Source organism: Moorena sp. SIO3B2, assembly GCF_010692525.1.
GTDB lineage: Bacteria > Cyanobacteriota > Cyanobacteriia > Cyanobacteriales > Coleofasciculaceae > Moorena > Moorena producens.
Genome location: NZ_JAAHHE010000087.1, coordinates 5,538 through 19,791, shown reverse-complemented (window position 1 = coordinate 19,791; position 14,254 = coordinate 5,538). Strand labels below are relative to the sequence as shown.

General features: G+C 43.0%; 9 protein-coding genes, 1 tRNA gene and 1 pseudogene. 9 read left to right on the top strand and 2 right to left on the bottom strand.

Annotated elements, in window-relative coordinates; all coding sequences use genetic code 11:
- Window positions 1-496 precede the first annotated feature (496 nt).
- Window positions 497-3,070 (bottom strand): HEAT repeat domain-containing protein, encoded by a 2,574-nt coding sequence (locus F6K38_RS19005; protein WP_287249680.1) that lies wholly within the window; start codon window positions 3,068-3,070, stop codon window positions 497-499.
- A 1,266-nt stretch (window positions 3,071-4,336) separates the two neighbouring features.
- On the opposite strand from F6K38_RS19005, the gene F6K38_RS19000 reads away from it, so the two are divergent.
- From F6K38_RS19000 to F6K38_RS18960, 9 genes and pseudogenes are all read left to right on the top strand, one after another.
- On the top strand, window positions 4,337-4,519 hold the full coding sequence (locus F6K38_RS19000) for a DUF4278 domain-containing protein (protein ID WP_008187474.1): 183 nt from the start codon (window positions 4,337-4,339) through the stop codon (window positions 4,517-4,519).
- Between the two features lie 325 nt (window positions 4,520-4,844).
- Window positions 4,845-5,273 (top strand): arginine synthesis PII-interacting regulator PirA, encoded by a 429-nt coding sequence (gene pirA / locus F6K38_RS18995; protein WP_287249677.1) that lies wholly within the window; start codon window positions 4,845-4,847, stop codon window positions 5,271-5,273.
- Window positions 5,274-5,587: 314 nt separating this feature from the next.
- Window positions 5,588-8,197 carry a bifunctional aconitate hydratase 2/2-methylisocitrate dehydratase gene (acnB, locus tag F6K38_RS18990; RefSeq protein ID WP_287249676.1) on the top strand — a complete coding sequence of 870 codons (2,610 nt, stop codon included), beginning with the start codon at window positions 5,588-5,590 and terminating at the stop codon, window positions 8,195-8,197.
- Between the two features lie 396 nt (window positions 8,198-8,593).
- Window positions 8,594-8,854 carry a hypothetical protein gene (locus F6K38_RS18985; RefSeq protein WP_287249674.1) on the top strand — a complete coding sequence of 87 codons (261 nt, stop codon included), beginning with the start codon at window positions 8,594-8,596 and terminating at the stop codon, window positions 8,852-8,854.
- 476 nt (window positions 8,855-9,330) lie between these two features.
- The gene (locus tag F6K38_RS18980) at window positions 9,331-11,475 is read left to right on the top strand and encodes a peptidase domain-containing ABC transporter (protein ID WP_287249672.1); all 2,145 of its coding nucleotides are present in this window, start codon (window positions 9,331-9,333) and stop codon (window positions 11,473-11,475) included.
- A 10-nt stretch (window positions 11,476-11,485) separates the two neighbouring features.
- The gene (locus F6K38_RS18975; protein ID WP_287357142.1) at window positions 11,486-12,799 is read left to right on the top strand and encodes an HlyD family secretion protein; all 1,314 of its coding nucleotides are present in this window, start codon (window positions 11,486-11,488) and stop codon (window positions 12,797-12,799) included.
- Between the two features lie 100 nt (window positions 12,800-12,899).
- Window positions 12,900-13,118, top strand: a pseudogene (locus F6K38_RS18970) (hypothetical protein); the annotation flags it as partial.
- Between the two features lie 142 nt (window positions 13,119-13,260).
- Window positions 13,261-13,587, top strand: a complete 327-nt coding sequence (locus F6K38_RS18965) for a DUF433 domain-containing protein (protein ID WP_287249695.1) — start codon at window positions 13,261-13,263, stop codon at window positions 13,585-13,587.
- Window positions 13,588-13,590: 3 nt separating this feature from the next.
- On the top strand, window positions 13,591-13,932 hold the full coding sequence (locus F6K38_RS18960) for a DUF5615 family PIN-like protein (RefSeq protein WP_287357141.1): 342 nt from the start codon (window positions 13,591-13,593) through the stop codon (window positions 13,930-13,932).
- A 113-nt stretch (window positions 13,933-14,045) separates the two neighbouring features.
- Here F6K38_RS18960 and F6K38_RS18955 read toward each other — a convergent pair.
- Window positions 14,046-14,118, bottom strand: a tRNA-Phe gene (locus F6K38_RS18955).
- Between the last annotated feature and the right edge of the window lie 136 nt (window positions 14,119-14,254).

Genomic DNA, 14,254 nt, shown 5'->3' with positions numbered 1-14,254 from the left:
AGTGGCAACAATGAAATGATTGCTGTTCGCCGTACCGCCTGTTGGTGGATGACAGGAAAACCCTCTGGCTGCAACAGTGGCGCAACTGCTGACTATGTCCAGAGAGTACTCGGCTTTTATCAGCAGCATAGGTCCAGTCAAGCAGTAGTGCCACTAGCCTGGAAATTCTAGTCGCTGTTGACCCTTAACCTTCAGGCTTCTTAGAATTTAGAATTTAGAATGCAGAATTGAGAATTGAGAATTGAGAATTGAGAATTGAGAATTGAGAATTGAGAATTGAGAATTGAGAATTGAGAATTGAGAATTGAGAATTTAGAATTGAGAATTGAGAATTTAGAATTGAGAATTTAGAATTTAGAATTCTACATTCTGCCTTCTGCCTTCTACATTCTACATTCTACATTCTACATTCTTCATTCTTCATTCTTCATTCTTCATTCTTCATTCTTCATTCTTCATTCTGCATTCTGACCAACAACCTTCAACCTTCAAGCCTTCATGCTGCTTGTCGGGACAACAACAGTTGAACAAAGTTATCACTAACTGTATGGTCTTTAGTATTCGCTGCGTATTGAATTAAGGTTTCCCGCAAGCGCCAAGCAGCATCCCAAGGCAGTAAGGTTGCCAAGAGGAAGTACACGCCGCGAAACCTAGGGTCACTGATATGCTTGTTTGGCAAATCATTTCCTTCACCTAGGAACGTCTGCACGATGAAAAAGTCCTGGATTTTGTCGTGGCGGAAATACCATTCTTTTCGATCATTGCCTGCATGGTCAACAAATAGACGGCAAAATACCATTTTGTGGCGTTCCATGCAAATCAGTTCTTCAAACCATTTGTCAGCTGGTATCGCTACCTCATCTTGCAAGCGCATCTGGTAAACTGTCTCAGCAAATGCCTCTAGGGGAAATTGTCTGAGATAGAGTTGTTCATACTCCTGAGCCATATATTGATACTGCTGTTGCTGCAAATTCAGCAAGTCTGGTTTCTGCCCATGGGCTATCATCTGAGCCACTATGGTCAGGTCCATCGGGTTGGACAGCATCCGACGCACAGTTCTCTGTTCTTCTTCTGATTGGTACTGAGGTAAAACGGTGTCAATATACTTTTCGCAGGCTTGTTTGTACTTTATACCCGAGATGGGAGCATCTGGGGGCATAATTTTATAGCGCGATAGTAAAAATTTCTCAATCTGCTTAGGTTTCAATGGTTGCAGTACATAGGTCGTAGCGCAAGAGGGGGTCTGCCACTCCATGGATTGGGTCCCTATGATAATATTGCCCTTGAAGTAACTTTCCACAAAACTGGTAATCAAGGCTCGTGTGTCTGGAGTGACTTCATTGAGTCCATCAATACAGATATCAATGGCATCACTGTAAATCAGGTCTCGCAAGAAACCAGAGTCTTGGGCGAATCCATGAAGTTTTGCTTGAATCGCTTCGATCACGCCATTAGCGCATTTCTCTGCAGGTAAATAGACGATGATTCGCTTAGATGATTTCACTAAGTGGCGTAGAAACATGGATTTCCCTAATCCTGATTCTCCTTCCAGGACAATGGGTAATTCCAGATCTGGTATTGCTTCTTGAATGGGTTGGGTTATATTTTTTCCCTTCCGCTCGACTTCCAAGTTAGGAAAGTAAGCTTGCTCATCAAAGTTTTCTAAATCCGCATCTGACAGCAAGGATTCCTGGAAGGGCGCAAATAACTTGGAGCGTAGAAAGGGAATCCAAGTTAGGGCTATGCCCACATACCCCAGTCCAAAAAACTTCCGCACCCAGGGATTCCAAAAGAAGATAGCTTGGACTTGGGGGGATTTGGGATAAAGCAGTATCAGTCCCAACCAAAATAGCATATGAGTTAGCCAGATAATCACCCCTTCCCTAAAAATTTTCTGATAACTACGAGAGTCCTGTTCTTCCTGGAGATCATAAAGACCACCACGAACGCTTTCTATCCATCTATCCTGGAAAATTTTCTCCGTGTCTTGCTCTAGCCTTTGGATAACTGTTTCAAATTCCAGTATCGATTGTTCCAATTGCACTTTGGTGAGCTGCTTCTTCTGTTTACCAAGCTTAGAAGCAATTTCGACAAGGGCAGAGGCGGCGGAATCGTGAACATCGATCGATTCATCTGTCAACAAGACTTCTATTAGGTTAGGCACAGCCTGAATCCCTTCCGTTCCCATCTTTCCTAAAGCAGAGGCAGCATAATAACGAACATAGACTGAGCTATCCTTAAGCAACTCAATTAATAGAGGCAAAGCATCCTTAGCTGGCTCTCCAATTTCCCCTAGTACCTCGGTAGCGCGAATCCGGATCAGGATAGATTTATCCTTCCTGAGTCGCTCAATCAGCTGGGGAGCAACATCTTTGGTTTTCTCGGCAATCTGCTCTAGGGCATTGACGCTAGTTATGCGAACCAACAAGGATGTTTCATCCTTTAGGGCTTCAATCAGGTAAGGTACAGCTGACTTGGCTGCCTCTTTTTTATTCCCTAGGGCATAAGCAGCGTTAGCACGAACCTCAGCAGATTTATCATTCCTCAAGGCTTCAATTAGGTGAGGTACAGCCTTATTGGCTTTCTTGCCTAAGTTGCCTAGAGCATAAGCACCATTGGCACGAACTTCAGCAGATTTATCCTTAAGTGCATCAATCAGATCAGGGATAGCTTCATAAGATGCTTCTCCCATCAATCCCAGAGCAGAAGCAGCTTTGGAACGAACTGTCGCCGAGTCATCGTTCCTTAGGGCTTTAATCAACCCAGGGACAGCTTGATACGCTTCCTCTCCCATACTCCACAGAGCAACAGCAGCTCCCTCCCGAACTGCAGCAGATTTATCCGTCTTCAGGGCTTCAATCAGTAAATAGACAGATTTTGAACCACATTCGACTATTGCTTGTTTAGCGGTTGTGTTGTCTATATCGTCGAATTTGGCGATATTAGTCTTAATCTCTGCTTGAGTACACCCTTGAGCTAAGGCAGGACTACAGGGCAGCAGTAGCAATGAGCAGCCCAGTAAAAACACCTTGAGCACTGAGGAAGTGGGTTGTTTGATGCACCTAATCATAGAAGTTCTCCAAGGTTTCGTGAGTATAGATACAAGCAATCTCTTCACAAATCCAGTTTTATCTCTCTGAGGGGCTATAAAAGTACCCTTGGGGGTACTCTTGAGGATTCCCCACTCCCTGATATAGCGCTACGCTTAGCGTCAGAAGTTAGAAGTCAGAAGTCAAAGGTGCGCTTTCCGTAGGCGAATTAAATTCGCCACGGGTCGCACCTAAAAGTAAGCTATGACTTACGTTTCGGAGTTTAGGAGCGATGCAGCGCGGTCTTGGGGAGGCAGCGCGGTCTTGGGGAGGCAGCGCGGTCTTGGGGGTCCCCCGGAGACGAAACCTTAGACAGTTGAGCCTTTATGGTTGGTAGGTTATGCAAAAAAGGGTTAAAACTTATTGATTAAGGCTCAACTGTCTTACGGTAACTTCAAACCATGAGCGACTGCCGTGGTTTCCCCCATGAGCGACGGCATCAAGACAATGTCCTAACAGTAGCGCGTAGTGCTATATCCAGTCCGGTCGCCTAGGTATTAAGTCTTAGGTATTAAGTTTTAGGTAAGCTATCAGCTATCAGCTATCAGCCATCAGCTATCAGCTATCAGCTATCAGCTATCAGCTATCAGCCATCAGCTATCAGCTATCAGCTATCAGCTATCAGCTATCAGCTATCAGCTAAAGGCTGACTGCTGTTCGCGTAGCGTGCCCGTAGCGCATATGTTTACAGTTTTAAATATTAAGTTTTAGGACGATTAAGTTTTAGAAATATTAAGTTTTAGGTATTAATTCTTAGGTATTAATTCTTAGGTATTAATTCTTGAGTATTAGGGACAAGAGGCGTAGTTGAAGGCTTCTTTGCTTTCGGAAGACTTAGCAAACTTTGTCAAAATCCCCTTAGTCTAGATGTTTAGAGCCTCATGCCTAAAATCTAGAGCCTAGAGCCTAGAGTGTATAACCTTAACCATCGGAAAGGATCTGATTTGTTTTTTTTTCTTAACATTTGACTTTTGTAGAAAAAAGTGTCAAAATAGATACAGAAATAAAAATTGGAATTGAATAAGCATTGAGGTCTCTGTCGGATCAGTGGCTCTCCACTCAGATATCCTGAAGTAGATAAGCCGTAGAGAACCCAAGAAAGTGATACCTAGGGCAAGCTTGCCTAACCCTTAGACAGAATTCCTCACCTGGCCAACCAACTTATTAAACAATTCCTGGCCAAGCAACTTATTAAGCAATTCCATTAAGTAATTCGATTAAGCAATCCAATCGGAGGTATTCGAGCAATGAAACTTTCTTACCGAGGTGTCAGTTATCAAAGTGAACCATCTACCCTAGAAGTATCTGAAGGTGAAATTGGTGGCACTTACCGGGGTCATAGCTGGAAAGTTCACCGAATTAAGCATAATCCTTGGCGTAAATCACCCGCTAACATGACCTATCGTGGTGTTACCTATAAAAGAGGGTAGCTATTAGTATCACTAGTTTTGTTTGAGTCAAAAAGTGCTGAGGTAAGCATTGAGCTATCAGCTATCAGCTGATGGGCTTTTCCCCAGACTTTCAATTTTAAATTTTTCACTAAAGCTGTTTGACCTGGTGGGTGGAATGGCCATCTTGGTGGAAGGGGCAAGATGCTTATTCCACAAAACTCTTCAAACCATTCCATTATTAAGCAACATCGGATTTTAAGCTAACAGCCTTCAGCTGTCAGCTGTTAGCTTACATTAAAAGCACTCAAGACTATTGAAAAAAGTGGTCTGATATTATTATTAGTCAATCGGAGGGGTAATAGATATGAAACTTAGGTATCGTGGTGTAAGTTACGACGCTGAACCCTCTTTACTAGAAGTGAGAGAGGGTGAAATTGGTGGCACTTATCGGGCTCAGAATTGGAGAGTTCACTATCCCAGACACATGCCTGAACCCCCACCAGTAAATCATCTGAAATGGCGTGGTGTTTCTTACTGCACTGGTAATCCAACTGTAACTAATTGTGAACCAGTAACTAATTCTCAACCAGTGGCTAAATCGATTTCTACTGTGGCTGCAAAGACATCGATTGCTCGCCACCGGCTGCAAAAAGTCTTGAATGAGAGCAGAAAAGCGCATCTGGCTACTATGCGCCAAACTTTGGAACATCGTCTAGAGGTAGCTAAAGCTAACGGTGATCAGAATCTGGTCAGGCTTCTAGAAGAGGAGTCAAAGCAGATGCAACCTATCTAGTGAGTTAACACAGATACTCTCACAAGTCTGGTGACGAGTCAGTTTGGGATTATCGCCAACCCCAGCCATTGCGATATAGATTGACCAAACCTTATTCAAACTTTTTCACGTATCCACAACTCTCTAACACAAGACAGAGCGATCCACAGCGATCGCTTTTTTGATGCTTTGATTTTTCATGCTTTGATGACTTGCGACACTCTGGTAGGGCAATATTTGTAACAAATTTGACACTCCCCGGTCATTAGACGCGGGGATTCTTGAAACCTATTATTATTGGTCATACATGAAGCCCGCGCACAGGTAAATCTATCATGCTGAAATCTTATCGTGAACACCTAGCTGAACGGGGAGCTCAAGGAATTCCTCCCCTACCCCTAAGTGCTGAGCAAACATCCCAACTTTGTGAACTGCTGCAAAATCCACCAGCTGGGGAAGAAGAAGCATTAATGGCTATGTTACGCGATCGCATTCCCCCTGGAGTTGATGAAGCAGCTTATGTCAAAGCCGGGTTTTTAACTGCGATCGCAAAAGCAGAACTCACTAGTCCTCTGATTTACCCCCAGGGTGCTGTAGACCTCTTGGGTACTATGGTCGGAGGCTACAATGTCCAATCCTTGGTTGAGTTACTCCAGTCTGATCACATCACCTTAGCAGCCGAAGCCGCTACTGCCCTAAGTAAGACATTACTTGTCTTTGATGCGTTCAATGATGTTCTAGAAATTTCCGATGTCAATCCTTACGCCAAGCAAGTCATCGATGCTTGGGCCAATGCTGCGTGGTTCATCGGGCGTCCCAAACTCCCCGAAGCAGTTACTGTAACTGTATTTAAGGTACCTGGAGAAACCAATACCGATGACTTATCCCCCGCCACTCACGCCACCACTCGCCCAGATATTCCGTTACACGCCTTGGCCATGTTGGAATCTCGGATAGAGTCGGGTTTAGAAACTATTGCTAAATTAAAAGAAAATGGGTACCCTGTGGCTTATGTTGGGGATGTTGTTGGTACTGGTTCATCCCGGAAATCGGCAATTAATTCCTTACTTTGGCATATTGGTGAAGATATCCCCTATGTTCCTAATAAACGGGCTGGGGGATATATCTTAGGTGGCAAAATTGCCCCGATCTTCTTCAACACGGCTGAAGATTCTGGTGCATTGCCCATTGAGTGCGATGTTTCAACAATGGAAACTGGGGATGTGATTACCATCCATCCCTACAAGGGTGAAATCACTAACCAAGCTGGGGAAGTTATTTCCACCTTTACCCTCAAACCCGATACCATCCTCGATGAAGTCCGTGCTGGTGGACGGATTCCGTTACTGATTGGGCGATCGCTTACGGATAAAACCCGGGAAGCCTTGGGATTAGAACCGAGTCCCCTGTTTGCCCGTCCAACCATGCCAGAAGATACAGGCAAAGGCTTCACCTTAGCCCAGAAAATGGTCGGTAAAGCCTGTGGCTTACCCGGTGTTCGTCCAGGTAGCTCTTGCGAACCGATCATGACTACAGTTGGTTCCCAAGATACCACAGGACCCATGACTAGGGATGAATTGAAAGAACTGGCTTGTCTTGGTTTCAGTGCGGACTTAGTCATGCAAAGCTTCTGCCATACTGCTGCTTATCCCAAGCCCGTTGATGTCAAAGTCCATAAAAAATTGCCCGACTTCTTTGCCTCTCGTGCTGGTGTAGCCTTGCGTCCTGGGGATGGCATTATCCACTCTTGGTTGAACCGGATGTTATTACCTGATACCGTAGGCACTGGTGGAGACTCTCACACCCGTTTCCCCCTAGGCATTTCCTTCCCCGCCGGTTCCGGATTAGTGGCCTTTGGTGCTGCTTTGGGAGTCATGCCCTTAGATATGCCCGAATCTGTGTTAGTGCGGTTCAAGGGTGAATTGCAGCCAGGGGTAACCTTGCGGGATATTGTCAATGCTATTCCCTATGTAGCTATTCAAAAAGGATTGCTGACAGTAGAGAAGACCAATAAGAAAAATGTCTTCTCGGGACGGATTATGGAAATAGAAGGATTGCCCGATTTGAAAGTTGAGCAAGCCTTTGAACTTACTGACGCTAGTGCGGAACGGTCTTGTTCTGGCTGTACCATTAAGCTCGGAGTAGAAACAGTATCTGAGTATTTGCGTTCCAATATCGCCCTACTGAAAAATATGGTAGGGCGAGGCTATCAAGATGCCCGTACGATCATGCGTCGAGTGGCCAAGATGGAAGAATGGTTGGCAAATCCCGTACTGATGGAAGCCGACAAGGATGCAGAATATGCTGAAATTATCGAGATTGACTTGAATGAAATCACCGAGCCGATTGTGGCTGCTCCCAATGACCCAGATAATGTGAAATTGTTGTCTGAAGTCGCAAGCGATCGCATCGATGAAGTATTCATTGGGTCTTGCATGACCAATATTGGACACTACCGTGCTGCAGCCAAAGTCCTAGAAGGGGAACCCCCTGTTAGCACTCGGTTGTGGATTTGTCCCCCTACCCGGATGGATGAGAAACAACTCAAAGAAGAAGGGGTTTACGGTATCTTTGGCATAGCTGGTGCCCGGACTGAAATGCCTGGATGTTCCCTATGCATGGGAAATCAAGCTCGGGTTGCTGATAAAGCCACCGTATTCTCCACCTCTACTCGTAATTTTAATAATCGTATGGGTAAAGGTGCCCAAGTATACTTGGGTTCTGCTGAATTAGCAGCAGCTTGTGCCTTATTAGGTCGGATTCCCAGTGCTGAAGAGTATCAGTCAATTGTAGCCGAGAAAATTAATCCCTTTGCTAGTGATTTGTATCAGTATTTGAATTTTGATCAAATCGCTGGATTTGAAGATGAAGGACGGGTGATTCCTATCGAAGAAATGCCCAAGATTGAAGATATTTTGGGTATTCCAGCGGGAACCCTCAAGTAGATTAGTTTTAGTTTAGCTTAGCTGAGTTTTCGGGTGAGCTGTTAGGTTCACCCGATGATTTTTGTCAGGTAAGCCATAGCCTGAAAAGTAAAGCTTAACCAATATAGCAGTTAAATTAAAGCTTAAGACATATTTCTGCTCCCTGCTCCCTTTCAACCAAGATACTCTGTCCTAAACTATACTTCGGTTGCTATAGTATGCAGAAATGGGAAACTTATTACTGCGCGATTCTTAAGTAACTTATGGGCTAAAATTATTACCCAGTAAGGATTTAATCTTGAATGTCACCCCCCCAGCTAAAATTTGACCTGTCATCATTTGTCAAACATCCTCTGATGATGTTATATTTGGACGAGGTAAAATTCCGGCAAATTTCAACGACAGGATGGTTCAATTATGAAATTCGATTTAAACGGCCTATTTTTGGACATTTCCGAACAACAAGCGGAACAAATCGCTGGTGGTAATAACGGTAACGATCCTAACGACCAAGTACCAGATTTTGTTGACGAATGGCATGGACTAGGAAACAACCACGTAAATCCTAACGATGGCGACACTGCTGCAGATCACCATAACTTTAATGATGCTGCAAATCCTTCTGGAAATAGCCCTCGACAGAATGCTCAAGGTGGCGGTCATACTCACCACGGCTAAATTTTAGGCGTTGCTGATACTCAGTATGGTTTCGCCCCCCTAGCCCCCCAAGCGAGGGATTGCTCGCTTGGGGGGAAAAACTCTCAAAGTCCCCCGAGGGATTGCTCGCTCGGGGGACAAACGGGGGCTTTAATAAAACCAGATGATCGCGCATTCATTCCTTGTAAGCATTCAGCTATCAGCCCTCAGTTATCAGCCCTCAGCTATCAGCCCTCAGCTATCAGCCAAAGGCCTATGGCCAACGGCTGACCCATAACTACTGTTCGCTTAGCGTGCGCGTAAGGCATATGCTTAGATGGGATTTTCCTCAGACTTTCAACTCTGATTAATCTCGAACTATTAAATTCTCCTGAGGTTTATTTTAAGCATTAGGCTGACAGCTTACATCTGACGGCTGAATGCTTACCATTCCTTAATTCAGCAACGCCAAATTTTAACCTAAAGCAATAGATTGCGAAATTGATAATTAACTATTAATGAACTACCCAATTGTCCTTCAGCACAGTGAAGAAGACTGTGGCGCTGCTTGTCTGGCAACTGTTTCTCGATACTACGGACGGAGATTTTCCCTGATTCGGATTCGAGAGGCAGCAGGCACAAGACAATTGGGTACTACCTTACTTGGATTACGACGGGGAGCAGAAACCCTGGGATTTAATACCCGTCAAGTGAAAGCCTCCCCGGAATTATTAGAACATCTCGATAAAGCACCCCTGCCAGCAATCATTCATTGGCAAGGGAACCACTGGGTAGTTTTATACGGAAAAAAGCTGAGAAAATACGTAATTGCCGATCCTGCTGTGGGGGTTCGTTATCTCAACCATGGGGAATTAACCGCAGCCTGGGCAAATAGGGTGATGTTATTACTTACTCCCGATGAAAACCGTTTCTACCAACAGCCGGAGGAAAAGGCAGCAGGAATAGGACGTTTTCTCCAGCGGGTATTGCCCTATCGCCTGATTTTAATTGAGGTAATTCTGCTCAACCTGGTAATAGGTTTATTAGCTTTAGCTTTCCCGTTTTTGTTGCAAATTCTCACCGACGATGTGTTAGTGAGGGGGGATAATCAATTACTCACTACGGTGGCAATAGGGGTAACGGCGATGAATCTTTTTAGTAGTTTTTTGCGCTTCATTCAAGCTAATTTAATCGCCCATTTTTCCCAAAGATTGGAATTAGGATTGGTGCTAGAGTTTTGTCGGCAAATCCTCAGTTTACCCCTGAATTATTATGAATCCCGTCGCAGTGGAGAAATTGTTAGTCGCCTGCGGGATATTCGAGAAATAAACCAACTAGTATCCCAGGTAGTTATTGGTTTTCCCAGCAGATTTTTTATCGCGGTGGTTTCCTTTGGTTTAATGGTATATTACAGTGGTAAACTGACCATAGTTGCTATCTTAGTAGCGGTAATGATGAGTGTTTCACCGTTGCTTTTTTTGTCTACCCTACAACAAAAAAGCCGTGCTTTGTTAGTTACCGCAGCAGAAAACCAGGGGATGTTAGTGGAGACTTTTAAAGGAGCATTAACCCTCAAAAGCACCAATGCTAAAAACCAAGCCTGGGAAGAATTCCAAGAGAGATTTGGTAGTTTGGCCAATCTCACCTTTAGTACGATTCAGATTTCTATTCTCAATGGTATTTTTTCCCGTTTAGCTTCTGGGTTAGGTAGTATTGCGATACTTTGGTTTGGCAGCACTTTAGTTATTGATAAAGTATTAACCATCGGTCAACTACTGGCATTTAATAGTATGAACGGTAACTTCACCGCTTTCATTGGTTCTGTGGTTAACTTCGTGGATGAATTTGCCCGTGCTAAAACGGCTATGCAAAGATTAACGGAAGTTATTGATAGTACCCCAGAAGAAGAGGAAGACACTAAAAAAGCTTGGGTAAAAATTCCTGAATATGGTGATATTATTTGCAGGAAACTGAACTTCCACCACGGGGGAAGAGTTGATTTACTTAAGGATTTTTCCGTCACCATTCCAGGGGGAAAAGTTACTGCCATAATTGGTCAATCTGGTTGTGGTAAAAGTACTTTAGCTAAACTAATTGCTTCCCTATATCAGGTACAGTCTGGAAATATTAGTTATGGCATTTTTAATCAACAGGATTTAGCCTTAGAAAGTTTACGTCAACAAGTGGTTTTAGTACCCCAAGAACCCCACTTTTGGAGCCGTTCCATTCTAGATAACTTTCGTTTCAGTTATCCAAGTGCTAGTTTTGAACAAATCGTTACTGCCTGTAAAATTGTTTATGCGGACGAATTTGTGAAAGAATTACCGGATAAATATCAGACAGTTTTAGGGGAATTTGGTGCTAATATTTCTGGGGGACAACGACAAAGATTAGCCTTGGCTAGGGCAATAGTTAATAATCCTCCAGTATTAATTTTAGATGAATCTACGGGGGCACTAGATCCGGTTTTAGAAGGGAAAGTTTTAGATAAACTGCTCTTTTATCGCCAAGGAAAAACTACGATTATGATTAGCCATCGCCCCAGGGTTATTATGCGCGCGAATTGGATTATTTTTCTAGAAAAAGGACAATTGAAATTGGAAGGAAATACTCAATATTTACAGGAATTAAAAGGAGAACATTTACAGTTTTTTAATCCTTGAGCAGTAAAAGATGACTACCACTAAACAAGATACCTCACCTAGTAATCTTCCCCTGGCTAATCCCAATCAATTTTTACCTTCGATTCAAAAGTGGCTAGTTATTTCAGGGTTAGCTTGTTTGAGTATTTTTATCGGAGCGATCGCCCTATCAAGTAAACTCCAATATAAGGTTACGGTTAAAGCACCCGCTAGAATTAGACCGATAGGAGAATTGCCAATTATTCAATCTCCCCTAGAAGGAAAAATAGCGGATATTTTAGTAGCAGAAAACCAACCAGTTCAGGCAGGGGATTTAATTACCCGTATCGATGATATTAATCTTCAAAGTAAAAAACAGCAACTTATAGGTAATCTTGAACAAGTAAAACAACAACTCATTCAACTAAATAACCAAATTGTTTCCCTAGAAGAACAAGTATCAGCAGAACAGGATTTACAACGGCGGAATCTTACCTCGGCTCAAGTTCAATTAACCCATCAAAAAAATCTTTACCAAGAACAATTAATTATAGCCAAAGCTAGATTTATAGAAGCCCAAGCAGCATTGGAATTAGCCCAAGAAGAGGTAAATCGCTATCAAGGTTTAGTGAAAAATGGAATATTATCTCGACTACAACTCAAAGAAAAAGAAGCAGCTTTAAAAAGCTCCCATGCCAGACTTAAACAAGCCCAGGCTAGTATTAATATTAGTTCAGGAGAAGTGGAAATAGCACGAGAAAAAATAGCTCAAGAAAAAGCTAGAGGAAAGGCAACTTTAGCTAGGTTAGATAGAGAACAAAAACAGTTGAGAGAACGCCAAACTGAAATAGTGAATCAAATTAATAACTACCAAGAACAATTAAAGCAAATTTCTACCGAATTAAATAATACTTTGATTCGCTCTCCTATCTCTGGAACAATTCTAGTTCTCAATTTACGCAATCGAGGACAGGTAGTGCACCCAGGAGATAATATTGCTACCATCGCTCCCATTAATTCTTCTTTAGAAATTAAAGCTTTTGTAGCTTCTCAAGATATAGACAAAGTAGAAATTGGGCAAACATCACAAATGCGGGTTTCTGCCTGTCCATATTCGGATTTTGGGACTCTCATGGGTAGGGTTATTGCTATTTCCCCCGATACGAAAAATTATCGGTCTCAAACCGATAATTTTTCTGTCGCTAACTCCAGTTATGAAATATCTATTCAACCAGAAAACCTTAAGTTATATTCTGGTACTAGAACTTGTACTATACGATTAGGAATGGAAGGTCAGGTTGATATTATTTCTAGGGAAGAAACTGTTTTAGAATTTATGCGAACAAAGCTAAGATCTAAGATATAAATGCATAGATTAATTGATTGATGTGCTGGTCGTCTATGGCTAATTCACAGCTTTATAACTGGGGGGGCGACGAAATAAGCTAAAACCCAGACTTCGACTGCTATGCATACTTGCAGAAAATCAATATACAAAAGTTTCCCAACTAATCGATTTGGGTAAAAAATGGCGAGCTGACTCGGTAGAGGTAACTGATGGCACCAATGAAGAGTACAGTTACCGACTCAAACGCCGATTGAGATATCGATATGAAGGAGCATTATGGGGAGACGATATTCAACGTGATCGGGATGCGGTTGTTGTTTGCTATTGGTGGGATTGAAATCTATTTAAGCTATCAGCTATCAGCCACACAAGATTTTGCCCCGATTCCCGATTCCCGATTCCCGATTCCCGATTCCCGATTCCCGATTTCTGGTAAAATTATAAATATAGCTTTCCCGCGCATCAAAGGATTGATATCCGTGGTACTTAAAGAGTTAGAGCAACAACTTCTTGCCCTTAGCCCTAGTGAAAAAGTGCAGGTTATTCAGTTACTTGCTCAAAGTCTCACAAACAATTGGCAAGGAATTGAGAAAAACCCTAGAGTTTGTGGGGGGGAAGCTTGTATTGCCAATACTCGTATTCCCGTCTGGTTACTTGTAGAAGCTCGTCGTATTGGATACAGTGATGGTGACCTTTTAACAAGTTATCCAACAATTACAGCTGCTGATTTAGCCAATGCTTGGGTATACGCAAAAGCTCACCCCGATGAAATCGAAATAGCCATTGAGCGCAATGAGGTAGCCTAGTAGATGGCACGTTTTTACGCAGATGAGCAGTTCCCTTTTCCTGTTGTTGAATTATTACGCACTTTGGGGCATGATGTTCTGACTGTCCAAGAAGCAGGTAATGCAGATAGAGGTACACCTGATAATGAAGTACTCGCATTTGCCATTAGCCAAGAACGCTCGGTTTTGACTATCAACAGAGATGATTTTATCCGCTTGCATCGCCGAAACTCTGACCATTTCGGCATTGTTGTTTGTACCAATAATCGTAATTGGGAACAGTTTGCAGAACGGATAGATGAAGCTGTAAAAGCAGAGGAAACTTTACAAGGCAAACTAATTCGTGTGGTACGTCCTGCTAAATGAGGTGATTTCTGCTAAAAATCTTTAGCATTATCTGGTTTGTTTCAGCCTAAAGCAAGACACTAAATTGATGTATCAACAATAAAAGGCTTGCTCCCAAGTGGTTTCATATTGTATGCCAGGAGGCGGACTTGAACCGCCGACACGAGGATTTTCAGTCCTCTGCTCTACCAGCTGAGCTATCCCGGCTTGCTTTTTTTGACGCCTTATTAAGGCTAACAAATCTAGTCTGGATTTGCAAGTAGATCAGAAAATTTTTTTTTGCGATCCAGCTTCAATTTTTGTCTACTGTCCCCTGCTCCCGATTCCCGATTCCCGATTCCCG